At 55.5% G+C, this 26,462-nt stretch carries 24 protein-coding genes and 3 tRNA genes; 11 read left to right on the forward strand and 16 right to left on the reverse strand.

Annotated features, from left to right (window positions below; all coding sequences use genetic code 11):
- A complete protein-coding gene (barA, locus tag V1603_RS22200; RefSeq protein WP_163330079.1) occupies positions 1–2,760 on the forward strand; it encodes a two-component sensor histidine kinase BarA in 2,760 nt (919 codons plus the stop codon).
- Between the two features lie 107 nt (positions 2,761–2,867).
- On the opposite strand, the gene V1603_RS22205 is transcribed toward barA, so the two are convergent.
- The 10 genes from V1603_RS22205 to syd form a co-directional block, all read right to left on the reverse strand.
- Positions 2,868–4,007: a glycerate kinase gene (locus tag V1603_RS22205; protein WP_163330078.1), complete on the reverse strand. Its 1,140-nt coding sequence runs from the start codon at positions 4,005–4,007 to the stop codon at positions 2,868–2,870.
- A gap of 77 nt (positions 4,008–4,084) precedes the next feature.
- Positions 4,085–5,422, reverse strand: a complete 1,338-nt coding sequence (gudD, locus tag V1603_RS22210; RefSeq protein ID WP_116343488.1) for a glucarate dehydratase — start codon at positions 5,420–5,422, stop codon at positions 4,085–4,087.
- 15 nt (positions 5,423–5,437) lie between these two features.
- Positions 5,438–6,778, reverse strand: coding sequence for an enolase C-terminal domain-like protein (locus tag V1603_RS22215; RefSeq protein WP_163330076.1), 1,341 nt, complete (start codon positions 6,776–6,778; stop codon positions 5,438–5,440).
- Positions 6,778–8,133 (reverse strand): galactarate/glucarate/glycerate transporter GudP, encoded by a 1,356-nt coding sequence (gudP, locus tag V1603_RS22220; protein ID WP_116343490.1) that lies wholly within the window; start codon positions 8,131–8,133, stop codon positions 6,778–6,780. The genes V1603_RS22215 and gudP overlap by 1 nt, the downstream gene beginning before the upstream one ends.
- 292 nt (positions 8,134–8,425) lie before the next feature.
- Entirely contained in the window at positions 8,426–8,875 is a 450-nt protein-coding gene (locus V1603_RS22225; protein ID WP_163330075.1) for a flavodoxin, read from the reverse strand.
- Between the two features lie 24 nt (positions 8,876–8,899).
- Positions 8,900–9,676 carry a tRNA pseudouridine(65) synthase TruC gene (gene truC / locus V1603_RS22230; RefSeq protein WP_233003235.1) on the reverse strand — a complete coding sequence of 259 codons (777 nt, stop codon included), beginning with the start codon at positions 9,674–9,676 and terminating at the stop codon, positions 8,900–8,902.
- Positions 9,673–10,002, reverse strand: a complete 330-nt coding sequence (locus V1603_RS22235; RefSeq protein WP_233003234.1) for a YqcC family protein — start codon at positions 10,000–10,002, stop codon at positions 9,673–9,675. The genes truC and V1603_RS22235 overlap by 4 nt, the downstream gene beginning before the upstream one ends.
- An 83-nt stretch (positions 10,003–10,085) precedes the next feature.
- On the reverse strand, positions 10,086–10,559 hold the full coding sequence (locus V1603_RS22240; RefSeq protein ID WP_233003233.1) for a putative adhesin: 474 nt from the start codon (positions 10,557–10,559) through the stop codon (positions 10,086–10,088).
- 87 nt (positions 10,560–10,646) lie between these two features.
- Positions 10,647–11,138: an Hcp family type VI secretion system effector gene (locus V1603_RS22245; RefSeq protein WP_395313278.1), complete on the reverse strand. Its 492-nt coding sequence runs from the start codon at positions 11,136–11,138 to the stop codon at positions 10,647–10,649.
- Positions 11,139–11,899: 761 nt separating this feature from the next.
- Positions 11,900–12,445 carry a SecY-interacting protein gene (gene syd, locus V1603_RS22250; protein WP_395313279.1) on the reverse strand — a complete coding sequence of 182 codons (546 nt, stop codon included), beginning with the start codon at positions 12,443–12,445 and terminating at the stop codon, positions 11,900–11,902.
- 69 nt (positions 12,446–12,514) lie between these two features.
- On the opposite strand from syd, the gene queF reads away from it, so the two are divergent.
- The 5 genes from queF (at position 12,515) to xni (ending at position 18,947) form a co-directional block, all read left to right on the forward strand.
- Entirely contained in the window at positions 12,515–13,357 is an 843-nt protein-coding gene (gene queF / locus V1603_RS22255; RefSeq protein WP_116343495.1) for an NADPH-dependent 7-cyano-7-deazaguanine reductase QueF, read from the forward strand.
- A gap of 114 nt (positions 13,358–13,471) precedes the next feature.
- Positions 13,472–14,836, forward strand: a complete 1,365-nt coding sequence (gene ppnN / locus V1603_RS22260) for a nucleotide 5'-monophosphate nucleosidase PpnN (RefSeq protein WP_023309027.1) — start codon at positions 13,472–13,474, stop codon at positions 14,834–14,836.
- Between the two features lie 514 nt (positions 14,837–15,350).
- Complete coding sequence (locus V1603_RS22265; RefSeq protein WP_028014268.1) at positions 15,351–16,646, forward strand: HAAAP family serine/threonine permease; 1,296 nt, start codon at positions 15,351–15,353, stop codon at positions 16,644–16,646.
- A 65-nt stretch (positions 16,647–16,711) separates the two neighbouring features.
- On the forward strand, positions 16,712–18,079 hold the full coding sequence (sdaB, locus tag V1603_RS22270) for an L-serine ammonia-lyase II (protein WP_028014269.1): 1,368 nt from the start codon (positions 16,712–16,714) through the stop codon (positions 18,077–18,079).
- 112 nt (positions 18,080–18,191) lie between these two features.
- Positions 18,192–18,947, forward strand: a complete 756-nt coding sequence (gene xni, locus V1603_RS22275; RefSeq protein ID WP_395313280.1) for a flap endonuclease Xni — start codon at positions 18,192–18,194, stop codon at positions 18,945–18,947.
- 121 nt (positions 18,948–19,068) lie between these two features.
- On the opposite strand, the gene rlmM is transcribed toward xni, so the two are convergent.
- The 4 genes from rlmM to V1603_RS22295 form a co-directional block, all read right to left on the reverse strand.
- Positions 19,069–20,169 (reverse strand): 23S rRNA (cytidine(2498)-2'-O)-methyltransferase RlmM, encoded by a 1,101-nt coding sequence (rlmM, locus tag V1603_RS22280; RefSeq protein ID WP_028014271.1) that lies wholly within the window; start codon positions 20,167–20,169, stop codon positions 19,069–19,071.
- Positions 20,162–20,557: a DUF423 domain-containing protein gene (locus V1603_RS22285; RefSeq protein WP_028014272.1), complete on the reverse strand. Its 396-nt coding sequence runs from the start codon at positions 20,555–20,557 to the stop codon at positions 20,162–20,164. The genes rlmM and V1603_RS22285 overlap by 8 nt, the downstream gene beginning before the upstream one ends.
- Positions 20,558–20,596: 39 nt before the next feature.
- A complete protein-coding gene (gene gcvA, locus V1603_RS22290) occupies positions 20,597–21,514 on the reverse strand; it encodes a glycine cleavage system transcriptional regulator GcvA (RefSeq protein ID WP_014885066.1) in 918 nt (305 codons plus the stop codon).
- A gap of 354 nt (positions 21,515–21,868) precedes the next feature.
- Positions 21,869–22,096 carry a YgdI/YgdR family lipoprotein gene (locus tag V1603_RS22295; RefSeq protein WP_008499648.1) on the reverse strand — a complete coding sequence of 76 codons (228 nt, stop codon included), beginning with the start codon at positions 22,094–22,096 and terminating at the stop codon, positions 21,869–21,871.
- Positions 22,097–22,288: 192 nt separating this feature from the next.
- Here V1603_RS22295 and csdA point away from each other — a divergent pair, with 192 nt between their 5' ends.
- Entirely contained in the window at positions 22,289–23,494 is a 1,206-nt protein-coding gene (gene csdA / locus V1603_RS22300; protein ID WP_233003229.1) for a cysteine desulfurase CsdA, read from the forward strand.
- Positions 23,494–23,940: a cysteine desulfurase sulfur acceptor subunit CsdE gene (gene csdE / locus V1603_RS22305; protein WP_047364461.1), complete on the forward strand. Its 447-nt coding sequence runs from the start codon at positions 23,494–23,496 to the stop codon at positions 23,938–23,940. The genes csdA and csdE overlap by 1 nt, the downstream gene beginning before the upstream one ends.
- Here the strand turns inward: csdE and tcdA are convergent.
- Both tcdA and mltA read right to left on the reverse strand, forming a co-directional pair.
- Positions 23,931–24,737, reverse strand: coding sequence for a tRNA cyclic N6-threonylcarbamoyladenosine(37) synthase TcdA (gene tcdA / locus V1603_RS22310; RefSeq protein WP_233003228.1), 807 nt, complete (start codon positions 24,735–24,737; stop codon positions 23,931–23,933). The two genes, csdE and tcdA, sit on opposite strands and share 10 nt — an antisense overlap.
- Positions 24,738–24,812: 75 nt before the next feature.
- A complete protein-coding gene (gene mltA, locus V1603_RS22315) occupies positions 24,813–25,910 on the reverse strand; it encodes a murein transglycosylase A (protein ID WP_116343499.1) in 1,098 nt (365 codons plus the stop codon).
- A 209-nt stretch (positions 25,911–26,119) separates the two neighbouring features.
- Between mltA and V1603_RS22320 the strand changes: the two genes are divergently transcribed.
- From V1603_RS22320 to V1603_RS22330, 3 genes are all read left to right on the forward strand, one after another.
- A tRNA-Met gene (locus tag V1603_RS22320) sits at positions 26,120–26,196 on the forward strand.
- A 34-nt stretch (positions 26,197–26,230) separates the two neighbouring features.
- Positions 26,231–26,307, forward strand: a tRNA-Met gene (locus V1603_RS22325).
- Positions 26,308–26,340: 33 nt separating this feature from the next.
- A tRNA-Met gene (locus tag V1603_RS22330) sits at positions 26,341–26,417 on the forward strand.
- The last annotated feature ends 45 nt before the right edge of the window (positions 26,418–26,462 follow it).

A 26,462-nucleotide genomic window follows, 5' to 3' on the forward strand; every position in this document is an offset into this window, starting at 1 on the left:
ATGACCAACTACAGCCTGCGCGCGCGCATGATGATTTTGATCCTCGCCCCCACCGTTCTCATCGGTTTGCTGCTGAGTATCTTCTTTGTCGTGCACCGCTATAACGATTTGCAGCGACAGCTGGAGGATGCAGGCGCCAGCATTATCGAACCGCTCGCCGTCTCAAGCGAGTACGGGATGAACCTGCAAAACCGCGAATCCATTGGTCAGTTAATCAGTGTGCTCCACCGGCGCCACTCGGAGATTGTTCGCGCCATTTCCGTCTACGACGAACATAACCGCCTGTTTGTCACCTCGAATTTTCATCTCGATCCGGCAACGCTGAAGATCCCGGACGGTACGCCCTTCCCGCGCCATCTCACCGTGTTGCGCCGTGGCGATATCATGATTCTGCGCACGCCGATCGTGTCGGAAAGCTATTCCCCCGATGAGTCTGCGCAATCCGATGCTAAATCCAGCAATAACATGCTGGGATATGTAGCGCTGGAGCTGGATCTCAAATCGGTACGGCTGCAGCAGTACAAAGAAATTTTTATCTCTGGCGTGATGATGCTGTTCTGCATTGGTATTGCGCTGATCTTCGGCTGGCGTCTGATGCGCGACGTAACAGGCCCCATCCGTAATATGGTTAACACCGTTGACCGCATCCGCCGGGGACAGCTCGACAGCCGCGTGGAAGGATTTATGCTGGGCGAGCTGGATATGCTGAAAAACGGCATTAACTCGATGGCGATGTCGCTGGCGGCCTATCATGAAGAGATGCAGCATAACGTTGACCAGGCCACCTCTGACCTGCGCGAAACGCTGGAGCAGATGGAGATCCAGAACGTTGAGCTGGATCTGGCGAAAAAGCGCGCTCAGGAAGCGGCGCGTATTAAGTCTGAGTTCCTGGCCAATATGTCGCACGAGCTGCGCACGCCGCTCAATGGCGTGATCGGCTTTACCCGCCTGACGCTAAAAAGTGAGCTTAATCCGACTCAGCGCGATCACCTGCACACCATTGAACGTTCGGCCAATAACCTGCTGGCGATCATTAACGACGTGCTGGACTTCTCCAAGCTGGAGGCGGGCAAACTGATTCTGGAAAGTATTCCGTTCCCGCTGCGCAGTACGCTCGATGAAGTGGTGACGCTGCTCGCGCACTCCTCGCACGACAAGGGCCTTGAGCTAACGCTCAATATTAAAAACGACGTGCCGGACAACGTCATTGGCGATCCGCTGCGCCTGCAGCAGGTCATTACCAATCTTGTCGGGAATGCCATTAAATTCACCGAAAGCGGCAACATCGACATCCTGGTAGAAAAACGCGCGATCAGTAATAACAAGGTACAGATTGAGGTTCAAATCCGCGATACCGGCATCGGCATTCCGGAGCGGGATCAGTCGCGTCTGTTCCAGGCCTTCCGCCAGGCAGATGCCAGCATTTCCCGCCGCCATGGCGGTACCGGGCTTGGGCTGGTGATCACGCAGAGGCTGGTGAACGAGATGGGCGGAGATATCTCTTTCCATAGCCAGCCAAACCGCGGCTCAACCTTCTGGTTCCACATTAACCTGGACCTCAATCCAAACGTGCTGACCGACGGCCCGGTGACGGACTGTCTGAAAGGGAAGCGTCTGGCCTACGTCGAGCCTAACGCGGCGGCGGCGCAGTGCGCGCTGGATATCTTAAGCACCACGCCGCTGGAGGTGGTTTACAGTCCAACCTTCTCAGCCCTTGCCGTTGATCATTACGACATTCTGCTGATGGGGATCCCGGTGACTTTCACCGGCGAGCTGACCATGCAGCAGGAGCGGCTGGCGAAAGCCGCGTCGATGACAGACTATCTGCTGCTGGCACTGCCCTGCCACGCCCAGATAAATGCGGAAGAGTTGAAAAACGACGGGGCGGCCGCATGCCTGCTTAAGCCGCTCACCGCGACTCGCCTGCTGCCCGCGCTCACGGAGTATTGCCGTCTTAGCCAGCACGCTCTGCCGTTGATTAACGATGAGCAAAAACTGCCCATGAGCGTGATGGCGGTGGATGATAATCCGGCAAACCTGAAGCTAATTGGCGTATTGCTGGAAGACCAGGTTCAGCACGTTGAGCTGTGTACCAGCGGCGCGCAGGCGGTTGAACTGGCTAAACAGATGCAGTTCGATTTGATTCTGATGGATATTCAGATGCCGGGCATGGATGGCATTCGGGCCTGTGAGCTGATCCACCAGCTCCCGCACCAGCAGCAAACGCCAGTGATTGCGGTCACCGCGCATGCGATGGCCGGTCAGAAAGAGAAGCTGCTGAGTGCCGGGATGAATGATTACCTGGCGAAACCTATCGACGAAGAGAAGCTTCATAACCTGCTGTTACGCTATAAGCCGGGTCATATTGGCGGGACGTACACGGTTTCCAGCGAACCGGTTGAAATCAGCGTCAACCAGAACGCGACCTTTGACTGGCAGCTTGCCCTGCGCCAGGCAGCAGGGAAACCCGATTTAGCGCGAGAGATGCTGCAAATGCTGGTCGCGTTTCTGCCGGAGATTCGGAACAAGGTTGAAGAACAGCTGGTGGGCGAGAACCCGGAAGAACTGCTGGAAGCGATCCACAAGCTGCACGGCAGCTGCGGCTACAGTGGCGTACCGCGACTGAAAAACCTCTGCCAGCTGCTGGAGCAGCAGCTGCGCGCGGGTACGCCGGAATCGGAGCTTGAACCGGAGTTCCTGGAGCTGCTGGATGAAATGGATAACGTAACGCGGGAAGCGATGAAGGTATTGGGGAGCTGAGGCGGGTGCGGCCTGATTTTCCCCTCACCCCGGCCCTATCCCCAAAGGGCCAGGGTGTATAACGTCCCCTCTCCCCTTTGGGGAGAGGGTTAGGGTGAGGGGGTGAACTACATTCCCTGCCCCACTTTCAGCACCGCCGCGATATTCCTTGCGGCCATCTGTACATTCGCACTGGCATTTTCCAGCGCGTCCTCCAGCGAGCAGATGGTATAGAGCACGCTAAACACCGCGTCTAAGCCGTGATCGTGTACCACGCCAACGTCCGCCGTCAGGCTGCCCGCAATGCCGATAACGGGCTTATTAAAGCGTTTCGCCACTTTCGCCACCCCCACCGGCACTTTGCCGTGGATCGTCTGGCTGTCGATGCGGCCTTCCCCGGTGATCACCAGATCCGCATCGGCCACCTGGTCGGCCAGGTGTAGCGCATCGGTCACAATCTCAATGCCCTGGCGCAACTGTGCGCCACAAAAAGCGTACAGCGCCGCGCCCATGCCACCCGCCGCGCCGCCACCGGCAAGGTTGAGCACATCAATATCCAGGTCCCGGGCAATAACTCTCGCATAGTGCGCAAGCGCGTTGTCCAGGGTGACGATCATCTCGGGCGTGGCGCCCTTTTGCGGGCCAAACACTGCTGACGCGCCATCCTTACCGGTGAGCGGATTCGTCACATCGCAGGCGACTTCTATCCGGCACTCCGCCAGACGCTTGTCGAGGCCGCTCAGGTCAATACGCGCGAGTCTACCCAGCTCGCACCCGCCCTGCCCCAGCGGCTGTTCATTGTCGTCCAGCAGCTTCGCCCCCAGCGCCTGCACCATCCCGGCGCCGCCGTCATTGGTGGCGCTGCCGCCGATACCGATGATGATATGCTTAACGCCCGCATCCAGCGCGTGGCGGATAAGTTCACCCGTACCCCAGGAGGTCGTTTTCAGAGGGTCACGCAGTGAAGGTACCACCAGTTCCAGACCGCTTGCCGCCGCCATTTCAATAAAGGCGCTCTGCTCGTCACCGGATATCCCATAAAACCCTTCCACTCGCTCGCCCAGCGGACCGGTCACCGGAACGTGCACAATGCGTCCCTGCGTTGCTGCGATCATCGCCTCAACTGTGCCTTCACCGCCGTCAGCGACCGGCAGTTTGACGTAAACCGCCTCAGGGAAAATCTCGCGAAAACCGCGCTCGATTGCTGTCGCAACCTCAAGCGCACTCAAACTTTCCTTATACGAGTCCGGTGCGATAACAATTTTCATAAGCCATCCTTACGCATAGTCGTTACGTTAAGCATACACCACGTAGAGAACCGCTCATGGGAGCGGTCCCAATGCGTTTATCGTACCATGCACGGACGTTTATTGTCGAATGTCCAGTCAGGGATCAGGTACTGCATCGCCATCGCGTCGTCGCGCGCGCCCAGACCGTGTTTTTGATACAGCTCGTGAGCCTTCATCACCTGGTCCATATCCAGCTCCACGCCAAGACCTGGAGTTGACGGTACCTGCACCATGCCACCTTTAATCTCAAACGGCTCTTTGGTGAGGCGCTGGTTACCCTCCTGCCAGATCCAGTGCGTGTCAATCGCGGTAATGGTGCCCGGCGCGGCGGCGGCAACGTGGGTGAACATCGCCAGCGACACGTCGAAGTGGTTGTTGGAGTGTGAACCCCAGGTCAGGCCAAACTCATGGCACATCTGCGCTACACGAACCGAGCCCTGCATCGTCCAGAAGTGCGGGTCTGCCAGCGGGATATCCACCGACTGCAGAGAGAGCGTGTGCCCCATCTGACGCCAGTCGGTGGCGATCATATTGGTCGCAGTCGGCAGCCCCGTGGCGCGACGGAATTCCGCCATGACTTCGCGGCCCGAGAAGCCTTTCTCAGCCCCGCACGGATCTTCCGCATACGCCAGCACGCCTTTCAGCTGTTTGCCAATGTTGATCGCTTCATCAAGCGACCACGCACCGTTCGGATCGAGCGTCACGCGCGCCTGCGGGAAACGTTTTGCCAGCGCGGTAATGGCTTCCGCCTCCTCTTCCCCGGCCAGCACGCCGCCTTTCAGTTTGAAATCATTAAAACCATATTTTTCATACGCAGCTTCCGCAAGGCGCACTACCGCATCCGGGGTCATCGCTTCTTCGTGACGTACGCGGTACCAGTCGCATCGTTCGTCCGGCTGGCTCTGGTACGGCAGCGGCGTCAGCTTGCGGTCGCCGACAAAGAAGAGATAGCCGAGCATCTCCACTTCACTGCGCTGCTGGCCCTCGCCCAGCAGCGAGGCAACGTTAACGCCCAGGTGCTGGCCCAGCAGATCCAGCATCGCGGCTTCAATGCCGGTCACCACATGGATAGTGGTGCGCAAATCGAAGGTTTGCAGGCCGCGGCCACCGGCATCGCGATCGGCAAAGGTGTTGCGCACGGTGTTGAGGACATTTTTGTACTCACCCAGCGTTTTTCCCACCACCAGCGGAATGGCATCTTCCAGCGTTTTGCGGATCTTCTCCCCGCCCGGAATTTCACCCACGCCGGTATGGCCGGCATTGTCCTTGATAATGACAATATTGCGGGTAAAAAACGGCGCATGCGCCCCGCTCAGGTTCATCAACATGCTGTCATGGCCCGCGACCGGAATGATTTGCATGGAAGTGACGACAGGGGTAGTAAAAGTACTCATCGTGTAATCCTTTTATCAGTGACGTCCAAAAACAGGGCGCTTACGGTCAAATGTCCAGCCGGGAATAAGATACTGCATCGGACCCGCGTCGTTACGCGCGCCGCCCGGTAGCTTTTTATACGCCTCGTGGGCTTTATGGACCCGATCCCAGTCAAGCTCCACGCCCAGTCCGGGCGCATCGGGTACAGCAATTTTACCGTTTTTGATTTCCAGCGGATTTTTCGTCAGGCGGGCTTCGCCTTCCTGCCAAATCCAGTGGGTATCGATGGCTGTCGGGTTCCCCGGCGCCGCCGCGCCAACGTGGGTAAACATCGCCAGCGAAATATCAAAGTGATTGTTCGAGTGGCAACCCCAGGTCAGACCCCAGTCGTCGCACAGCTGCGCCACGCGCACCGCTCCTGAAAGCGTCCAGAAGTGCGGGTCCGCCAGCGGGATGTCGACGGCGTTCAGCATTACCGCATGGCCCATTTCGCGCCAGTTGGTGGCGATCATATTGGTCGCGACCGGCAGGCCGGTGGCACGACGAAACTCAGCCATCACCTCGCGGCCAGAAAAGCCCTGCTCAGCGCCGCACGGGTCTTCAGCGTAGGTCAGGACTTCCCTCAGCCCTTTGCACAGGCTAATCGCTTCATCCAGCAGCCATGCGCCGTTCGGGTCAACGGTGATGCGCGCCGCCGGGAAGCGTTTTTTCAGCGCCCGTGCCGTTTCAATCTCCTGTTCGCCGGGCAATACGCCGCCCTTCAGCTTGAAATCCTTAAAACCGTAGCGATCCTGCGCCGCCTCAGCGAGGCGGACCACCGCCTCGCTGGAGAGCGCTTCCTGGTGGCGCAGCTGATACCAGTCGTGGTCGCCCGGTGAGCGGGCCAGATAGGGGAGATCGGTTTTATTGCGGTCGCCAACGTAGAACAGATAGCCCAGCACGGTGACCGCATCACGCTGTTTGCCCGGCCCCAGCAGTTCGCAGACCGGAACGTTAAGGGCTTTACCGAGTAAATCCAGCAGCGCCGCTTCCAGGGCGGCCACCGCATTGACGCGCAGCTCGAACGTCCATGCGCCCTTGCCAAAGGTATCAAAGTCCGCCGACTGGTTACCCTTATGCACTCGCTGAACCACCTTGTTCAGGCGGGCGACCTCCTGGCCCACCACCTGCGGAATGGCATCGACCAGCGTCTGGTAAATCACCTCTCCGCCAGGGGCCTCGCCCACGCCGGTATTCCCTGCGCTGTCTTTCAGCACGACGATATTCCGGGTAAACCAGGCGTTGTGCGCGCCGCCAATATTGAGCAGCATGCTGTCCTGACCGGCCACCGGTATGACCTTCATTTCGGTCACGGTTGGGCTCGATTGCGTTGTCATCAGCCGCGCTCCCCAACAGGTTTAAGTTCGACGCGTTTGATATCGCCTACCAGCACGAGGTAGCTCAGAACCGCCACCAGAGCATGCACGCCGACGTAGATCAGCGCGCCGTTGAAAGACCCCGTGGTGCCGACGATGTAGCCGATAGCGATTGGCGTGACAATCCCGGAAACGTTGCCGAACATATTGAACAGGCCGCCGCTCAGGCCGCTAATCTCTTTTGGCGCAGTATCCGCCATCACCGCCCAGCCCAGCGCGCCAATGCCTTTGCCGAAGAAGGCCATCGCCATAAAGCCGATAATCATCCACTCGGCGCTGACGTAGTTACAGAACACCATGGTCATGGAGAGCAGCATGCCGAGCACGATCGGCGTTTTCCGCGCGATATTCAGCGACCCCGTACGGCGCATCAGCCAGTCGGAAATTACCCCGCCAAGCACGCCGCCGATGAAGCCGCAGATTGCCGGGACCGAGGCGACAAACCCCGCCTTCAGGATCGACATACCGCGCGCCTGCACCAGGTAAACCGGGAACCAGGTGATAAAGAAGTAGGTTAAGGCGTTGATACAGTACTGGCCGAGATAGATACCAATCATCATGCGCGAGCCGACGAGCTGTTTGATCTGCGCCCATTTCTGGCTGAACGGGACTTTTGCTTTCTCGGATTTCTGATCCATATTGATCAGCGCCCCGCCCTCGGCAATGTACTCCAGCTCTTTTTTGTTCACGCCAGGATGCTGGTTGGGTTCGTGGATCACTTTCAGCCAGATAAAGCTGATGACGATCCCAAGCCCGCCCATGAAGAAGAAGACGTGCGACCAGCCCACCTCATGCGTCAACCAGCCCATAATGGGTGCAAAGATCACCGTCGCGAAATACTGGGCGGAGTTAAAAATTGCCACCGCCGTTCCCCTCTCCTGCGCCGGGAACCAGGCCGCGACAATGCGGCTGTTGCCCGGGAAGGAAGGTGCTTCCGCCAGGCCCACCAGGAAGCGCAGCGTAAAGAGCGCCACGATAATGCCGAAGCCGCTGAAGATATCGACGAAACCCTGCAAAAGGGTAAAAGCAGACCAGATAAAAATGGACCAGAAATAGACGCGTTTAGAGCCAAAGCGGTCCAGCAGCCAGCCGCCAGGAATTTGGCCGATGACGTAGGCCCATGAGAATGCAGAGAAAACGTAACCCATGCCCACCGGATCAAGGCCGATGTCTTTTGCCATTTCCGAGCCGGCAATCGACAGCGTGGCGCGGTCACCATAGTTAAAGGACGTGACGATAAACAGCATCACCACTATCCAGTAGCGGGCATTGGTGCGCTTTTCAGCGCTGCTCGCTGCGTGGCTTAATGTACTCATTGTTGCACTCCTGAAACATAGCTTTCGCCTGTTCATTCTGTACAGCACCGGTAGGGTAATCAGAATGAGATTAGTTTTGTCGTTTTAGTTCGGCCTGAAGCCGTTTTATCGTGACCGGAAAAGTATATGAAGGAGTGACGCGTCCTCTCACCGTGCAAAAACACAGTATTAAAGGACATGTGAGAGGTTGTTTATGGCATAAGCCCAGGTGAGTGGAAGGTGGTTCACGGAATTGGCGTTTGGTGCGGGGTGTATTGCCGGGTGGCGGCTACGCCTTACCCGGCTTACGAAACTATTTAAGGAGCGTTGCCCAGTGTTCAACCCACGGGTTCGACTCGCTTTCGGGTTCAGGATGCTCACCGGCATCGATCAGCAGCATCTCGCCGACGCGCTTAGCGCTCTGTTCCTGAAGAAGCGCATCGAACTGCTTACCGCCGCCGCAGAAGTTGGCGTAGGAGCTATCACCCAAGGCAATGATGCCGTAGTGAACATCTGGCTGGTAGCCAAGCTGGTCTTTAATACCCTGGAAAAGCGGCACGATGCTGTCCGGCAGATCGCCCTGCCCGGTGGTGGAGGTCACCACCAGAATGTATTTATCTTTATACTTTTCCCAGTCCGCCAGCTCTGGATCTTCATAGACCGTGGCTTTATGGCCCCGGCTTGTCAAAATCGCCTCAGCCTCTTCCGCTACCAGCAGTGAGTTGCCGTACATCGTGCCGACAAAAATGCCTACTTCAGCCATGCTTTGCTCCCATGATTATTGCGCTTACCGTTCATCCTGAACGTTGCCTGATACAAACTCAACCCTTTCATTTTCGGGGAGTTGCCCCCGCCAGCCAAACTGTGACAGCGCCTGCATCCAGACGTCGTCCAGCCCCGCACGGATGATCAATGGTTCGCCGGTAAACGGGTGAGTCAGGCTAAGCTCGCTGGCGTGCAGCATTAAACGATTACAGCCAAAATGCTCTGCCGCGCTGCGGTTCTGGCGCAGATCGCCGTGCTTGCTATCGCCAATTATCGGGTGGCGCAGGTGCGCAAGGTGGCGACGAAGCTGGTGCTTGCGTCCGGTTTTGGGCAAAAGCTCAACCAGGCTGTAGCGTGTGGTGGGAAACTTGCTTGTTGCCACCGGCATTTCCGCGATCGCCATGCCGCGATAATCCGTCACTGCGGGCTGCGGACCTTTGTCATCCCGGGCAAATTTATCGGCGATTTTGTCCAGTTCCTCCACCAGCGGATAGTCGAGCGTGGCGGATTCGGTCAGCCAGCCACGGACGATCGCATGGTAGCGCTTCTGGATCTGATGCTGCTCGAACTGCTGTGCCAGCAGGCGGCCCGCCTCGCTGGAAAGCCCCATCAGCAGCACGCCGGAAGTGGGCCTGTCGAGACGATGGGCGGTAAAAACATGCTGACCAATCTGGTCGCGCACGGTCTGCATCACCACCACTTTCTCGTCGCGATCGAGCCAGCTGCGGTGCACCAGCCAGCCAGACGGTTTGTTCACCGCTACCAGCCACTCATCCTGATAGAGGATTTCCAGCGTCATGCCTCATCACCGGCAAACAGGGCGTCCAGTTTTTCCAGCTCAGCCAGCATGACAGCCCGAGCAGGGTGCGTCGCCTCAAGCGCCATTTCATAATAGGGAGAAACAGCAAACGCCTGCGGCAGCGGGTGGCCGCCTTCCAGCAGCGCGTGCATTCTCGGAATTAATACCCACTGGAGCCACTCGAACGGGGCCAGCGTATCCAGGCAGAATGGCTGGGTACTGGCGAACGCTTCCGGCTGCGGCGCAGTCTCCTGCCACAGCTGATGTTGGCGCAAAAGGGCTTCGATGGCGTGAAGTTGAAGACGTATTTTATTACTCTGTTCCATAATCTCTCAGGAATGATAATGACGTCCAGCAAGGCTGGATGGGACTGGAGTCCCCAGCTTCGCTGAACGTTTGTTCATCAAGTTTAGCGTCTTACCTGGATTGCACCGGTGTAAGTCAGCTTGTTGACCCGGCAGGCAAAACTGTAGAGGGTAGTATACATGAGAGAGTGGATACGAATCGCCTCAAAGACATCTGACATATGTGCCTTCCCTTTATCAGATATCGTAATCACATCTTTATCTAACGTAGGATTGAGTTCCGCATATTTTTCATCACAGCTGAGCGAGTAATTTTTTATGATTTCACCTCCGCGCACGATCTCAACAGGCGAATAATCATAACCTTGCAAAAAATGCAGTACCCTTGGCCCAATAGAAAAGTTATCTTCAGTCGTGTTAAAGCCAACATTCAATCCATGTGGCACCATTACCTCTCCCGATCCCGTCATGAGTCTGTTTCGAGCAGGAGTATGGCCGCCATGACAGATCAACACTGCCTGTCTGGCGCTAGAAGAGGCACTTGAAATAATAACATTTTTATACTTGTAGACAGGCATAAAATGACCTTAAGGGAAGTTTGCCCCCTAAATTGACAGGAATGAGTTTTTAAGCTGATAGTATATAAGCTTTCAAAACCAATTTTATTACGCGGTTCGCCTGTCATTCCATGAATCCGTGAACATTATATTTCCATCACAATTCTTCCAGGTGATCGTATCATATCTCAGACTAATAAATTCCATATGGTTAATATGTGAAGTGGCTGGGTCTTTGCAATTGTTCATCAAAGGATGAATAGATACGATTTTGACATTCTCAACAAAGATGTTGAAGTACTCTTCTTCCATCCCCGCATCGTTGATTCTGTACCACTTAAGCTCAGCAGATTTCAACGTCTGCCCTGTTGCAGCAGCCTTATAGAGATAAGCCGAGGAGCGGTCAAACTCTTTGCCAATCGTCATTGCATTATGAATTCGTGTTCCTGTAATTTTACCATCATTGCCACTCACAGGAATATCCAGACCATGAGAAAAACTTAATACTTCAATACTCCCCTCACGATTAACAACGTCGACTGCCCCTTTTATATCCGCGCCGCCATCATCCTTCAGCCATAAATAAGCAGGAATTGCCATTTTCTTCTCCAGAATAGAATAATGCATGAAGTTTATAGATAAGACTTAAAATCAAAATCGATAATAAAGAGACAAAAATGGCAGCACAATAAAATTTAAGAATGGCGCGGCGATCTCAGAATAAATTTAATCATCGGAGGAGTGAGTTTGTATGAAGATAATTAGCGGAGGTTATTTCTTCAGGTGATAAAAAAAGGGAGCACTGTAAAAACAGTGCTCCCGGTTCGTTTCGCAGCATTCCAGCTACAATTCGTGCTCCCTGCTCTTCCGTGACAACTTTTCCTGATGCCCGAAGGCCTGGTCATCCTTATACCTTTCGCATCCTGCCCGCATCTTCCTGACGCGCTTGTTTCATCCTGAAACGTCCTGGCCTTCCTGACCCACCGACCATCCTGTTCGGTTCTCGTTCTCCTTCCTGGAGGTGTCCCTTACGCGTCCTGCGTTATCCCTTTGCTTCATCCTGAAGCCTTCCTGCAGCGCCATCCTGACGTGTCCTGAGTAAGAAACGCCATCATCCTGATGTTCGTTTCTCGTGTCGGCGTCCTGTCGACGGAGATAGAATCCGCTATTCCGCTTCGTCTTACAACCCACCCTTGCAGCACTGTAAGCCGTAAGAAATCCCTAAAAAAGATGCGATGAACAATTAATTCTTTGAAAAACAGAGTGATATTATTCTGAATTAAATAAGGCAATACTGAACGATCCAGCGATCTCTCACAAACCTTGTAAGAGATCTCTCACACGCGCCGTAGCATCATGGATTACAGAAGTGGCTCAAGCTGGGTAAGGAAATCCGCAAGAGAGGGGGCGAGAGTTTCGCGATTGCGGGTACCGATGGTCTCTTTAATCACTTCCCCGGACAGGTTGCAGACGGATATCACATCCAGTTCGCTGTCCAGCGTGGCAATAAAGAGCGTCGGAGAAAGCTTAAGGCGTTTTTGCGTGACCAGATGACCAATCAGGTTTTCCTGAACACGCTGCAGATCGTCTTCGCTCCAGGTCTGCAACAGCGTCAGCGTCAAATCACCAAAGCGCGCGGGCATATCCCCTGCAAACTGCGTGGCATAAAACGCATGAACCGCTGGTTTTACCACAAGGTCCATAGCCCGTTCAACCGCATTTACATTTTGCTCAGCGGTATTGGGCTTCGGTTGCCAGATAACATTGTCATCCTGCGAAGAGATAATGCACGGCGACGGCACGCCATATAAATCAGCGCTTTGCGGCCATGTTCCGTGCTTTTCATGCCATGCATCGCAATAGCGGGTCGTGAAGGTAGTAAGGGCATTTGCGGTTTCGATGTCCACAGATTTCTCTCTTCTTGTAAGACAGGATAAACTCTGCCCATAAGTGTACCTGTAAAGTGGCTATGAAACATGTCTTACGAAAATCATCAGGCGTTAACCGGCTTAACGCTGGGTAAATCGACCGATTACCGCGATACCTACGATGCAGGCCTGCTGCAGGGTGTGCCGCGCAGCCTGAACCGCGATCCCCTTGGACTGCATGCGGACGCATTGCCGTTTGTCGGCGGCGATATCTGGACGCTGTACGAACTCTCGTGGCTTAACGCGCGCGGTCTGCCTCAGGTGGCGGTCGGCCACGTTGAGCTGGATTACGCCAGCCAGAACCTGGTGGAATCCAAAAGCTTTAAGCTCTATCTCAACAGCTTTAACCAGACCAAATTTAACAGTTGGGATGATGTTCAGCAGACGCTGGAACGCGATTTAACCGCCTGCGCACAGGGAAAGGTGAGCGTGTCACTGTACCGCCTGCACGAGCTGGAGGGGCAGCCGATTGCCCACTTCCACGGGACCTGCATCGACGAGCAGGACATCGAGGTGGAGAATTATGATTTCAGCGCCGATTACCTCGAAAACGCGGCGAGCGGAAAAGTGGTTGAAGAGACGCTGGTCAGCCATCTGCTGAAGTCTAACTGCCTGATTACCCACCAGCCGGACTGGGGCTCGGTGCAGATCCAGTACCGCGGGCCGAAAATTGACCGGGAAAAGCTGCTGCGCTATCTGGTGTCGTTCCGCAATCACAACGAATTCCACGAGCAGTGCGTGGAGCGCATTTTTAACGATATTCAGCGTTTCTGCCAGCCGGAAAAGCTGAGCGTCTACGCGCGCTATACCCGCCGTGGCGGGCTGGACATTAACCCGTGGCGCACCAACACCGATTTTGTGCCGGCAACGGGTCGGCTGGTACGTCAATAATATAAATATTTTCACAATATGCGGGCGGTATTCCGCCGAAGTGTTGTGAAACGTCACGCGCCAGGGCTATTGTAATCAAAGGGAATGACGATAATCGTCCCATAAGGAGCTCACTTGATTACACATATTAGCCCGCTTGGCTCAATGGATATGTTGTCGCAGCTGGAAGTGGACATGCTTAAACGCACGGCCAGCAGCGATCTTTATCAACTGTTTCGTAACTGTTCACTTGCCGTACTGAACTCCGGAAGCCTGACAGATAACAGTAAAGAACTGCTGTCCCGCTTCGAAAGCTTTGATATTAACGTGCTGCGCCGCGAGCGCGGCGTGAAGCTTGAAGTCATCAACCCGCCGGAAGAGGCCTTTGTCGACGGGCGTATCATTCGTTCCCTTCAGGCTAACCTGTTTGCGGTGCTGCGCGATATCCTGTTTGTTAACGGGCAGATCCACAACGCAGGCCGCTTCCAGCATCTCGACCTGGAAAGCTCGGTCCATATCACCAACCTGGTGTTCTCTATTCTGCGCAACGCCCGCGCCCTGCACGTTGGCGAAGCACCGAACATGGTCGTCTGCTGGGGCGGCCACTCGATTAACGAAACCGAATATCTCTATGCCCGCCGGGTCGGAACGCAGCTTGGCCTGCGCGAGCTGAATATCTGTACCGGCTGTGGTCCGGGTGCGATGGAAGCACCAATGAAAGGTGCAGCGGTGGGTCATGCGCAGCAGCGTTACAAAGAAGGACGGTTTATCGGCATGACTGAGCCATCAATCATTGCCGCCGAGCCGCCTAACCCGCTGGTCAATGAGCTGATTATCATGCCGGATATCGAGAAGCGCCTTGAGGCGTTTGTCCGTATCGCTCACGGGATTATCATCTTCCCGGGCGGCGTGGGAACGGCGGAAGAGCTGCTCTATCTGCTGGGGATTCTGATGAACCCGGCCAACAAAGATCAGGTTCTGCCGCTGATCCTGACCGGGCCAAAAGAGAGCGCCGACTACTTCCGCGTGCTGGACGAGTTTATCGTGCATACGCTGGGCGAAGCCGCACGTCGTCACTATCGCATCATCATTGATGACGCGGCGGAAGTGGCGCGTCAGATGAAAAAAGCGATGCCGCTGGTGAAAGAGAATCGTCGTGATACCGGTGATGCGTACAGCTTTAACTGGTCGATCCGTATTGCACCAGACCTTCAGATCCCGTTCGAGCCTACCCATGAAAATATGGCGAACCTGAAACTCTATCCGGACCAGCCGGTGGAAGTGCTGGCCGCCGACCTGCGTCGCGCCTTCTCCGGGATTGTGGCGGGGAACGTGAAGGAGATGGGCATCCGCGCGATTGAGCAGTATGGTCCGTACAAGATCCACGGCGACCCGGAGATGATGCGCCGTATGGATGACATGCTACAGGGCTTTGTGGCTCAACACCGTATGAAGTTGCCGGGTTCAGCCTACATTCCGTGCTACGAAATCTGCACGTAACGCTCAGCGTCTTCTTCGTAAAGCCGGGGCACCCTGTAGCGGTCCCGGCTTTTTTTATTACCGAATCAATTCATAGGTTTCACGTATAGATTTAACAAATTTACGGTGAACGCAAACGATTACCTCCATTTAACAACCGTAATTTATCAGCCTTAATCCAAATTACCTGCCAGAAAATCCTATAAAGACATTTCTTTACAGCGAAAGACACCTATCTCGCGGGCCGCTCTTTTAGCTTACATGTCGTTGGTGGTAGCCTTCGCGCGCGTAAATTCTCTTTGATGTTTTTTTAACAGATAAATGGTCTAAAGATGCCCACATCATAAGTGGATTATTGCATTTGGGATCGCGATCACTGATAGATTCATAACGAGAATGTATCTTTCCGCCCGCCAATAGTTACGGGCGAAAATTATTAAAAAACCGTCACTGAACGAATTTCATATTACCGTCAGGCACTTTTTCATCGGATTTGACTAAAAACCTGACAATTTGCTTCCTCCAGGAGATACAGATGGAAACCACTCAAACCAGCACCGTTGCTTCGATTGAATCCCGAAGTGGTTGGCGCAAAACGGATACCATGTGGATGCTTGGCCTTTACGGCACGGCAATCGGCGCTGGTGTACTGTTCCTTCCTATCAACGCAGGCGTCGGCGGTCTGATTCCGCTGATCATTATGGCCATCATCGCCTTCCCGATGACCTACTTCGCACACCGCGGTCTGACCCGCTTCGTGCTGTCCGGTAAAAACCCGGGCGAAGACATCACCGAAGTGGTTGAAGAACACTTTGGCGTTGGCGCAGGTAAACTGATTACCCTGCTCTACTTCTTCGCGATTTACCCAATCCTGCTGGTTTACAGCGTGGCAATCACCAACACCGTTGAAAGCTTCATGACGCACCAGCTGCACATGACGCCACCACCGCGTGCCATTCTGTCTCTGATCCTGATCGTGGGTATGATGACCATCGTGCGCTTCGGCGAGCAGATGATTGTTAAGGCCATGAGCGTGCTGGTCTTCCCGTTTGTGGCTGCGCTGATGCTGCTGGCCTGCTACCTGATCCCACAGTGGAACGGTGCAGCGCTGGAAACCCTGTCCCTGAGCAGCGCGTCTGCGACCGGTAACGGCCTGCTGATGACCCTGTGGCTGGCGATCCCGGTAATGGTCTTCTCCTTCAACCACTCCCCAATCATCTCCTCTTTCGCCGTGGCGAAACGCGAAGAGTACGGTAATGGTGCAGAGAAGAAGTGCTCCAGCATCCTGGCCCGCGCTCACGTGATGATGGTGCTGACCGTGATGTTCTTCGTCTTCAGCTGCGTACTGAGCCTCTCCCCGGCGGACCTGGCGGCAGCGAAAGAGCAGAACATCTCTATTCTGTCTTACCTGGCAAACCACTTTAACGCACCGCTGATTGCGTGGATGGCACCGATCATCGCGATGATCGCCATCACCAAATCCTTCCTGGGCCACTACCTGGGCGCACGTGAAGGCTTCAACGGTATGGTGATTAAATCTCTGCGCGGTAAAGGCAAGAGCATTGAAATCAACAAGCTGAACAAAATCACTGCACTGTTCATGCTGCTCACCACCTGGGCGGTAGCAACGCTGAACCCAAGCATCCTGGGCATGATTGAAACCCTGGGTGGCCCGGTTATCGCGATGATTCTGTTCCTGATGCCGATGTACGCGATTCAGAAAGTGCCTGCCATGCGCAAGTACAGCGGCCAGGTCAGCAACGTGTTTGTGGTTATCATGGGCCTTATCGCTATCTCTGCGATCTTCTACTCCCTGTACACCATGTTCTGATGAACGCCCGCGCCGCCTTCGGGCGGCGCACTCCTCCCCCTCTGACTGAAAGCAATGGACGCATCATGATTAGCGTATTCGATATTTTCAAAATCGGTATTGGTCCTTCCAGCTCTCACACCGTCGGACCAATGAAAGCCGGTAAGCAGTTCACGGATGACTTGATTGCACGCGGCATTCTGCACGACATCACCCGCGTGGTTGTCGATGTGTACGGCTCGCTTTCCCTGACCGGGAAAGGCCACCATACCGATATCGCCATTATCATGGGCCTGGCGGGAAATCTGCCGGATACCGTTGATATTGACGCGATCCCTGGCTTCATCCAGGACGTGAACACCCACGGTCGTTTGCTGCTGGCAAACGGTGAGCATGAGGTTGAATTCCCGGTTGACCACTGCATGAATTTCCATGCGGACAACCTGTCGCTGCACGAAAACGGCATGCGCATTACCGCGCTGGCCGGCGACAAAGCGGTTTACAGCCAGACGTATTACTCCATCGGCGGCGGCTTTATCGTCGACGAAGACCACTTTGGTCAAACCACCACCTCTTCTGTTGAGGTGCCGTATCCGTACAAAACCGCGGCGGACCTCCAGCGCCACTGCCAGGAGACGGGTCTTTCTCTCTCCGGTCTGATGATGAAAAACGAGCTGGCCCTTCACAGCAAAGAAGAGCTGGAACAGCACTTCGCTAGCGTCTGGGAAGTGATGCGCGGCGGCATTGAGCGCGGGATCACCACCGAAGGCGTGCTGCCGGGCAAGCTTCGCGTACCGCGTCGTGCGGCGGCGCTGCGCCGTATGCTGGTGAGCACCGACAAAACGACAACGGACCCGATGGCCGTCGTCGACTGGATCAACATGTTCGCCCTGGCGGTGAACGAAGAGAACGCCGCAGGGGGCCGCGTGGTCACTGCGCCAACCAACGGTGCATGCGGTATCGTTCCGGCCGTGCTGGCGTACTACGACAAGTTTATCCGTGAAGTGAACGCCAACTCGCTGGCGCGCTACCTGCTGGTCGCCAGCGCGATTGGTTCGCTGTATAAAATGAACGCCTCCATTTCCGGTGCGGAAGTAGGCTGTCAGGGTGAAGTCGGCGTGGCGTGCTCCATGGCGGCGGCGGGCCTGGCGGAGCTGTTGGGCGCAAGCCCGGCGCAGGTGTGCATCGCTGCGGAAATCGGCATGGAACATAACCTGGGGCTAACCTGCGATCCGGTTGCCGGACAGGTACAGGTGCCGTGCATCGAGCGAAACGCGATCGCCTCCGTCAAGGCGGTGAACGCGGCGCGTATGGCGCTGCGCCGCACCAGCGAACCGCGCGTATGTCTCGATAAAGTTATCGAAACCATGTACGAAACCGGTAAAGATATGAACGCCAAATACCGCGAAACCTCTCGCGGCGGCCTGGCGATGAAGATCGTGACCTGCGATTAAGCCTCCCCGGAAGCCTCGTTTTGCGAGGCTTCTTCCTGTTTTTCCTCACGCTATTCGTTTCATCCTGCCGACAGTGATACCCTTCACCCATTAGATTTAAGGGAGAATATCTGTGGCTGTTCATTTGCTTATCGTCGACGCGCTCAATCTGATTCGCCGGATCCATGCGGTACAAGGCACGCCCTGCAAGGACACCTGCCTGCACGCGCTGGAGCAGCTCATTCGCCACAGCGAACCGACGCATGTCGTGGCCGTGTTTGATGACGAAGCGCGCAACAGCGGCTGGCGACATCAGCGCCTGCCCGACTACAAAGCCGGACGCGCACCGATGCCGGACGATCTGCATGCCGAAATGCCCGCCCTCCGGGCCGCCTTTGAGCAGCGCGGCGTCCCCTGCTGGGGCGCACACGGCAATGAAGCTGACGACCTGGCCGCGACACTTGCGGTAAAGGTGGCCAGCGCAGGACACCAGGCGACGATCGTTTCAACCGACAAAGGCTACTGCCAGCTCCTTTCACCCACGATCCGCATTCGCGATTATTTCCAGAAACGCTGGCTCGATGCCCCCTTCATTGCCAGCGAGTTTGGCGTTTCGCCAGTGCAATTGCCTGACTACTGGGGGCTGGCGGGGATAAGCAGCTCAAAGGTGCCGGGGGTTGCAGGCATAGGGCCGAAGAGCGCCGCCCAGCTGCTGACGGACTTTCAGAGCCTGGAAGGAATTTACTCTCGTCTGGATGACGTGCCGGAAAAATGGCGCAAGAAGCTGGAAGCGCATAAAGAGATGGCGTTTATCTGCCGGGATGTAGCGACGTTACGAACGGATTTACAGCTGGACGGGAATTTGCAGCAGTTAAGGTTAGAACGGTAATAGCCGCCCCCCCTCACCCCGGCCCTCTCCCCAAAGGGGCGAGGGTGAAAAGACAGCACCGAGCAATCCCCTCTCCCCTCTCCCCTCCGGGGAGAGGGTTAGGGTGAGGGGAAACATTGAATTATCGCTCGTCGCGACGTCCGCCTACAGCCGCCCACCAGCGACGAATGTGTACCGTCACCTCTTCACGGTCGTGGTACAACTGACGCGCCTGGATCTCCACGTTAATACCGTGCTCATCCAGCTGTGCCTGAATATAGGCCAGGTTCTGGGATACCTCCTCGTAGCGCTTTTTCATCGGCAGCTTGAGGTTGAAAATGGTCTCACGGCACCAGCCGTTCACCAGCCAGGAGGCCATCAGCGCGGCCACTTTCGCCGGCTTCTCCACCATGTCGCACACCATCCACGAGATGTTGTTGCGGGTTGGGCGATAGCGGAAACCGTCCTCACGCAGCCAGGTGACCTGTCCGGTATCCATCAGGCTTTGCGCCATTGGGCCGTTATCCACAGACGACACCCACATGTTGCGTTTCACCAGCTGATAGGTCCAGCCGCCCGGGCACGCGCCAAGGTCGACGGCATACATGCCGTTAGCCAGACGCTCGTCCCACTCATCTGCCGGGATAAAGACGTGAAACGCCTCTTCCAGCTTCAGGGTTGAACGGCTCGGCGCATCTGCCGGGAACTTCAGACGCGGGATGCCCATAAAGAATGGCGAATTGTTATTGGTGTACGAATAGCCCGCATAGCAGCAGCCCGGTGCGATAAAGAAGATATGCACCACCGGACGCTTCGGCGTTTCGTAGTTCGTCAGTATGCCCGCGTCACGCAGCGCAGCGCGCAGCGGCACGGTGAACTTACGGCAAAACTTCATCAGCTCTTTGCTTTCGTTGGTATCGGCAACCTCAACGCGCAGGTCGCCGCCCTTCTCCACCACGCCCTGCAGCATGCCCACAATCGGCGTGATGCGATCTTCCGGCGGAAGGTCTTTCAGCAGCTCACCCGCGACGAACATCTGGCGGGCGAAGATCAGCGAGCTGAACGGCAGCTCGCGCGCCAGCTTGTCGGCGTCTTCAGGCTGATAACATTCGAATACCACATAACCCGCATTCTCTTTGACGCGGGCAAAACCGAAGACTTCACGCTTCGCCGCTTTATCGGTAATTTCCGCGGCGCACTCTTTCTCAAACCCCGGGCGACAATATAAAACAACCTTATTCATGAACAACGCCCTTGCGTTTCAGACGGATAGCTCCGATAAACATTAATACCCATCCCGCCAGGAAGCTGACGCCGCCGACAGGTGTAACAAACGCCCAGAGGCGCAAATGCGAGAGTGCCAGGCAGTAAAGGCTGCCGCTGAACAGCACGGTACCCAGCGCCATAAATACGCTACTCCAGTAAAACCAGATGCTGATCCGGCGCTGCATCGCCACCGCCAGCCCAAAAATAGCCAGCGTATGGAACGCCTGGTATTCAAGGCCGGTCTGGATCCAGCCCATCTCGACGGCGCCCAAAGACTTGCTCAATACGTGCGCGCCAAAGGCGCCCAGTGCAACAAAAATAAAGCCACTCACCGCGGCAAAAATCAGCATGAATCGGCTGGTCATGTTTAAGTCCTGAATTGATGCGTGCCCGGCACACAAACGTTATTGTTCATACCTGAAGCGGAATTTTTCTTGCTCGCTTGCCGCTTTCGCCAGTATCCACTGCCGGAAGGCGGCTATTTTACCCAGTTCTGCCTGACTGTCATGACAAACCAGATAAAACGCATTCTTACTGACCAGTACATCATTAAAAGGGCAAACCAGACGGCCTGCCTCAATTTCGGACTGCGCCATGACGTTATTTGCCAACGCCACGCCCTGTCCGTGAATGGCAGCCTGTAGCACCATCGCACTGTGGCTAAAAATGGGGCCCTGCTGCACGTTTATATGACTAAGACCTAATTGACGGGTATAAGTTTGCCAGTCGCGGCGAGAGGCATCATGTAAAAGCGTATGCTGCGCAAGGTCAGCGGGTGTTTTCAGCGCCTTGTCGCCCGTTAAAAGCAGAGGCGAACAGACCGGCAGCAGATATTCTGCGTATAATTTCTCTACACGCAAGCCCGGCCAGTTACCGCGACCATAAAAAATGGCGACATCCACATCATCGGCCAGCTTGTCTTCCTGACGATCCACCGCCTGGATTCGAACGTCGATCCCCGGATAAGCTGAGTTAAAGCTTGAGAGCCTTGGCACCAGCCACTGAATGGCAAAACTGGGCAATAAACTAACAGTCAGGGCACCTTTTGCACTGCGGGCCTGCAGCTTACGTGTGGCTTCCGTTAGCTGGGAAAAAATCTCTTTTATATCCTGAAAATAGCTCTGCCCCTCTTCGGTCAACAGCAATGAACGATTGCGTCGGCGGAACAGCTTAAGGCCCAGGAAATCCTCCAGAGACTTGATTTGGTGACTTACTGCGGCCTGTGTCACAAAAAGCTCATCTGCCGCACGGGTGAAGCTCAGGTGACGTGCTGCTGCATCAAAAACCCGTAATGCGTTAAGGGGTGGCAATCGCTTTGACATGGTTATCTGGCTTCGATGTTAACGGAATTTAACAAACAGGAAACAACGTTTAACCTATTAGTTTTTTTTATCTGAGCCATTATAATTTGTCCGTTGAGGAACTACCAGCAAATACCTATAGTGGCGGCACTTCCTGAGCCGGAACGAAGAGCTTTTTTCGGAATGCGTGTTCTGAAGGGCTTTTGGCTTACGGTTGTGATGTTGTGTTGTTGTGTTTGCAATTGGTCTGCGATTCAGACCACGGTAGCAACGCTACCAATTTTTCACTTCCTGTACATTTACCCTGTCTGTCCATAGTGATTAATGTAGCACCGCCAATTTGCGGTGCTTTTTTTTCGCCTGCGATCGGTGGTTTTAGTGCTCGATCTCTTTCATCTCTTTCACGTCCGTGCGGTTGATCTGCTGCTTGTTCCCGTTAGCATCTTTATACGAAATCATCCCGGTATCGTTATCAGTAGTCGGTTTCCCTTCCGAAACGATAGAACGACCATCGTTGGTGTGCATCACGTAATTGTTACCGGAACAGGCGCTCAGGGCAAAAGTAAACGCACAGGCAGAAATGATTGCAGCTGTCTTATTCATGATTATTCTCCTTTAGCAATTAATGCTATTCAAACCTCGATTTATAACAGGCTAAAACATCCGCCTAACACTATTTAGCATAACCTGCTTTTTTGAGGTCGTAAGGATAAGCAGACAATTCTGATAGATATCAACCTCCTTGCTCTGCCGCTGAAATTGCGCGACGATCTCTCTATCGACACGAGGAATTCCATGAACGCTTTCAGTCCTGCGCAGTTTCGCGCACAGTTTCCGGCGCTGGCCGATGCCGGTATTTACCTTGATAGCGCCGCCACGGCCCTGAAGCCTCAGGCGGTGATCGAGGCCACGCAGCAGTTCTATAGCCTGAGCGCCGGCAACGTACATCGCAGCCAGTTTGCCGAAGCGCAGCGACTGACCGCGCGCTACGAAGCCGCACGGGACCAGGTCGCTCGCCTGCTCAATGCCGAAAGCGGGAAAAATATCGTCTGGACGCGCGGCACGACCGAAGCCATCAATATGGTGGCCCAGTGCTATGCCCGCCCGCTGCTTCAGTCGGGCGATGAGATCATCGTCAGCGAGGCGGAACACCACGCTAACCTGGTGCCGTGGCTGATGGTGGCGGAGCAAACGGGGGCGAGCGTTGTAAAGCTCCCGTTGGGTGCAGACTTGCTGCCAGAGGTGGCCCGTCTCCCCGAGCTGATTACCCCTCGCAGCCGTATCCTGGCGCTGGGGCAGATGTCCAACGTTACCGGTGGCTGTCCGGATCTGGCTCGCGCCATTGAGATTGCCCATGCCAGCGGCGTGGTGGTGATGGTCGACGGCGCTCAGGGCGTGGTCCATTTCCCTGCTGATGTGCAGGCGCTGGATATCGACTTCTATGCCTTCTCAGGACATAAGCTCTACGGGCCAACCGGGATTGGCGCGCTGTACGGTAAGCCGGAACTGCTGGCAAAAATGACGCCGTGGCTCGGTGGCGGCAAAATGATTACCGAAGTGTCGTTCGATGGCTTCAAAACGCAGGATGTCCCCTATCGTCTGGAAGCCGGTACGCCGAACGTGGCGGGCGTCATTGGCTTAAGCGCGGCGCTGGAGTGGCTGGCTGAAACAGACATTGTACAGGCTGAAAGCTGGAGCCGGGGCCTTGCCACTCTTGCCGAAGAAGAGTTGAAAAAACGCCCGGGTTTCCGCTCGTTCCGCGTTCAGGACTCCAGCCTGCTCGCCTTTGATTTTGCTGGCGTGCATCATAGCGACATGGTGACGCTGCTGGCCGGGTACGGCATTGCCCTGCGCGCCGGACAACACTGCGCCCAGCCGCTGCTGGCGGCGCTCGGTGTTACCGGTACGCTGCGCGCCTCGTTTGCGCCATATAACACTCAAAGCGATGTCGACGCGCTGGTTGCCGCCGTTGACCGCGCCCTTGAAATACTGGTGGATTAATGACTAGCGCTGCTTTAGCCGGACATCCGTTTGGCACGGTCATCACAGAAGAGACCTTAAAACAGACCTTCGCCCCGCTCCAGCAGTGGGAAGATAAATATCGACAGCTGATCCTGCTGGGTAAACAGCTCCCTGCCCTTTCAGACGATCTCAAAGCGCAGGCGAAAGAGATCGCAGGCTGTGAAAACCGCGTCTGGCTGGGCGTGAGCGTATCCGGTGAGAAGCTGCATTTCTTTGGCGACAGCGAAGGACGCATCGTACGCGGGCTGCTGGCGGTCTTGTTAACCGCCATAGAGGGGAAAAGCGCGGCGGAATTGTTAACGCATTCACCGCTGGCGCTGTTCGACGAGCTGGGGCTGCGCGCGCAGCTGAGCGCCTCGCGCGGTCAGGGTCTAATCGCGCTCAGCGATGCAGTGCTGGACGCAGCCCGTCAGGCTCAGGCCTGACGTTCCGCCTTCGCCATCATCTTCTTCAGTGCGTGAGAGACCGCCACAAAGCCAAAGGAGGCGGTTACCATGGTGGCCGCCCCAAAGCCTGAAGCGCAGTCCATGCGTTTTGGCCCTTCCGCCGTGCTTTTCATCGCACAGACTGAACCATCCGCCTGCGGGTAGACCAGCGCTTCGGTGGAGAATACGCAGTCGACGCCCAGCTTGCCCTTGCTGTTCTTCACCACGTTGAAGTCGCTCTTCAGGCGTTCACGCAGCTTGGCTGCCAGCGGATCCTGAATAGTTTTCGCCAGGTCGGCCACCTGAATCTGCGTGGGATCGATTTGCCCACCCGCGCCGCCCGTCGTGACCAGCGGCACCTTGTAACGACGGCAGTATGCGATCAGCGCCGCTTTTGGCCGCACGCTGTCGATAGCGTCAATCACGTAGCTGTAGCCTTTGCTCATATACTCCGCGACGTTATCTGCCGTCACAAAGTCGTCAATCACCGTCACGCGGCACTCCGGGTTGATCAAACGGATGCGCTCCGCCATCACCTCGGACTTCGCCAGGCCGACGTTATCGCGCAGGGCGTGGATTTGGCGGTTAGTGTTGGTCACACAAACGTCATCCATATCAATCAGCGTGATCGCGCCAATCCCGGTTCTCGCCAGCGCTTCCGCCGCCCAGGAACCGACACCGCCAATGCCCACAACGCAGACGTGCGCATCCGCAAACAGCTGCAGGACTTTTTCACCATAGAGACGTGCCGTGCCGCCAAAACGCTGGCGCCAGGCATCGCTGATTACCACAGACATAAAACCTCAGATGTAAAAAGGGTGAGGTTATCCTCACCCTGAACAATAATCCGTATTGCGCTCAGAATACCACAATCAGCCGCTGAATACGTTTCCGGTGCCCGGCGCCGCCTTCAGCACCCATACGCGTCCGTAGTGGTTATACCAGCCCGCGCGATGGCCTGCGTCAGGGCCAATGCCCTGATAGATATCAAAGTGCTGGCCCTTAATCGCTCCGCCCACATCCAGGGCTACCATCAGACGCAGCTCATACTTGCCGTTGAACTTGCCGTTGTTGTCGAGCAGAGGGACTTCCGCCAGCAGCGTGGTACCCGCAGGAATGATAGAACGATCCGATGCCACCGAGGCACGGCCAATCAGCGGTACCGCGCTGGCGCCTTTCACCGGGGCAAAGTTTTGCGGTTTAAAGAAGACGAACGACGGGTTCTGCTCAAGAAGCTCACGCACCTCGGCTTCACTGTGCTTTTCGCCCCACTCGCGGATCGCCTGCATCGACATATCTTCTTTCTTCACTTCGCCGCGGTCGATGAGGACCTTACCGATGCTGCGGTAGGCATGGCCATTTTTCCCGGCATAGCTGAAGAAGTTGAGCGGCGAACCGTCGCCAAAATCAATGTAGCCGCTGCCCTGCACGTCCATGATGAAGTTATCCATCAGGGAGTTGCTGTAGGCCAGGACGTAGTTTTCACTCAGCGCACCGGCGTAGATTTCGGCGCGGGACGGCAGACGGCCGCGTTTTGGCGGCATACGGTAGATAGGGTACTGGAACTCGCCCTGGCGCGTGTGTCGCGCCTGAATCACGGGCGTGTAGTAGCCAGTGAACTGGACGTTGCCGTAGTTATCCGCCCCTTCCATCTGCCAGGCATCAATACCAAACTGGCGCATGTTGCGCGTATCGCCGCCCGCCTTCAGCCAGTCCTGTACCGCGCTATAAACATTGTTCTGTGAGCTATACAGACGCGGCGACGCGTTGCGGATCTGGTAGACCTGCTCGGAGAAATCACCGGCGTTGATCGGCGCGCCAACGGCGTCAGGCTGATTAACTAAAGAGAAAGGCTGGGATAACTTCCCGTCTTTATACTGCTGACCGCGATCGGTCGGTTTGGAAGAACAGGCCGCAAGAATCGCTACCATTGCGCCCGCCATTAGATACTTCGCCCAACGTCCTTTCATTATATCTCGTCTTTAAGTTGCCCATTTCCGCGTGATGAAGATAACAAACCGACAAAGCGAATGAAATGCGATCGCATGCCCTTTGGCAAATTCTGAGCAAAAAATAGTCCAAATGACGCAATGCCGTTCAATTTACATACAAAGTTAATGATTTATGTGAAAAAGGGGTTGCATCACAAACCTATCCGAGTATAGTGCGCTTCCACGGACGCGGGGTGGAGCAGCCTGGTAGCTCGTCGGGCTCATAACCCGAAGGTCGTCGGTTCAAATCCGGCCCCCGCAACCAATTAAAATTTGATGAAGTATAAGCAGTACGGTGACGCGGGGTGGAGCAGCCTGGTAGCTCGTCGGGCTCATAACCCGAAGGTCGTCGGTTCAAATCCGGCCCCCGCAACCAATCAAATTTTAGAAAAGATAAGAAGTACGGTGCCGCGGGGTGGAGCAGCCTGGTAGCTCGTCGGGCTCATAACCCGAAGGTCGTCGGTTCAAATCCGGCCCCCGCAACCAACACTTCTGAAAACAATAAACACCCTTAAGGGTGTTTTTTTGTAT

Source organism: Enterobacter sp. ECC-219 (genome assembly GCF_043966805.1).
GTDB classification, from domain to species: Bacteria; Pseudomonadota; Gammaproteobacteria; order Enterobacterales; family Enterobacteriaceae; genus Enterobacter; species Enterobacter cloacae_N.

Excerpts from the sequence above, each read along its gene's own strand:
- V1603_RS22265 (WP_028014268.1), top strand. The coding sequence starts at position 15,351 with ATGGAAACCACTCAAACCAGCACCGTTGCTTCGATTGAATCCCGAAGT.
- truC (WP_233003235.1), bottom strand. The coding sequence starts at position 9,676 with ATGACGCTGGAAATCCTCTATCAGGATGAGTGGCTGGTAGCGGTGAAC.
- mltA (WP_116343499.1), bottom strand. The coding sequence starts at position 25,910 with ATGAAAGGACGTTGGGCGAAGTATCTAATGGCGGGCGCAATGGTAGCG.
- V1603_RS22235 (WP_233003234.1), bottom strand. The coding sequence starts at position 10,002 with ATGGAACAGAGTAATAAAATACGTCTTCAACTTCACGCCATCGAAGCC.
- V1603_RS22225 (WP_163330075.1), bottom strand. The coding sequence starts at position 8,875 with ATGGCTGAAGTAGGCATTTTTGTCGGCACGATGTACGGCAACTCACTG.
- gcvA (WP_014885066.1), bottom strand. The coding sequence starts at position 21,514 with ATGTCAAAGCGATTGCCACCCCTTAACGCATTACGGGTTTTTGATGCA.
- gudD (WP_116343488.1), bottom strand. The coding sequence starts at position 5,422 with ATGAGTACTTTTACTACCCCTGTCGTCACTTCCATGCAAATCATTCCG.
- V1603_RS22205 (WP_163330078.1), bottom strand. The coding sequence starts at position 4,007 with ATGAAAATTGTTATCGCACCGGACTCGTATAAGGAAAGTTTGAGTGCG.
- V1603_RS22245 (WP_395313278.1), bottom strand. The coding sequence starts at position 11,138 with ATGGCAATTCCTGCTTATTTATGGCTGAAGGATGATGGCGGCGCGGAT.
- sdaB (WP_028014269.1), top strand. The coding sequence starts at position 16,712 with ATGATTAGCGTATTCGATATTTTCAAAATCGGTATTGGTCCTTCCAGC.
- queF (WP_116343495.1), top strand. The coding sequence starts at position 12,515 with ATGTCTTACGAAAATCATCAGGCGTTAACCGGCTTAACGCTGGGTAAA.
- gudP (WP_116343490.1), bottom strand. The coding sequence starts at position 8,133 with ATGAGTACATTAAGCCACGCAGCGAGCAGCGCTGAAAAGCGCACCAAT.
- V1603_RS22295 (WP_008499648.1), bottom strand. The coding sequence starts at position 22,096 with ATGAATAAGACAGCTGCAATCATTTCTGCCTGTGCGTTTACTTTTGCC.
- V1603_RS22285 (WP_028014272.1), bottom strand. The coding sequence starts at position 20,557 with ATGACCAGCCGATTCATGCTGATTTTTGCCGCGGTGAGTGGCTTTATT.
- V1603_RS22215 (WP_163330076.1), bottom strand. The coding sequence starts at position 6,778 with ATGACAACGCAATCGAGCCCAACCGTGACCGAAATGAAGGTCATACCG.
- csdE (WP_047364461.1), top strand. The coding sequence starts at position 23,494 with ATGACTAGCGCTGCTTTAGCCGGACATCCGTTTGGCACGGTCATCACA.
- csdA (WP_233003229.1), top strand. The coding sequence starts at position 22,289 with ATGAACGCTTTCAGTCCTGCGCAGTTTCGCGCACAGTTTCCGGCGCTG.
- barA (WP_163330079.1), top strand. The coding sequence starts at position 1 with ATGACCAACTACAGCCTGCGCGCGCGCATGATGATTTTGATCCTCGCC.
- tcdA (WP_233003228.1), bottom strand. The coding sequence starts at position 24,737 with ATGTCTGTGGTAATCAGCGATGCCTGGCGCCAGCGTTTTGGCGGCACG.
- V1603_RS22240 (WP_233003233.1), bottom strand. The coding sequence starts at position 10,559 with ATGCCTGTCTACAAGTATAAAAATGTTATTATTTCAAGTGCCTCTTCT.
- rlmM (WP_028014271.1), bottom strand. The coding sequence starts at position 20,169 with ATGAATAAGGTTGTTTTATATTGTCGCCCGGGGTTTGAGAAAGAGTGC.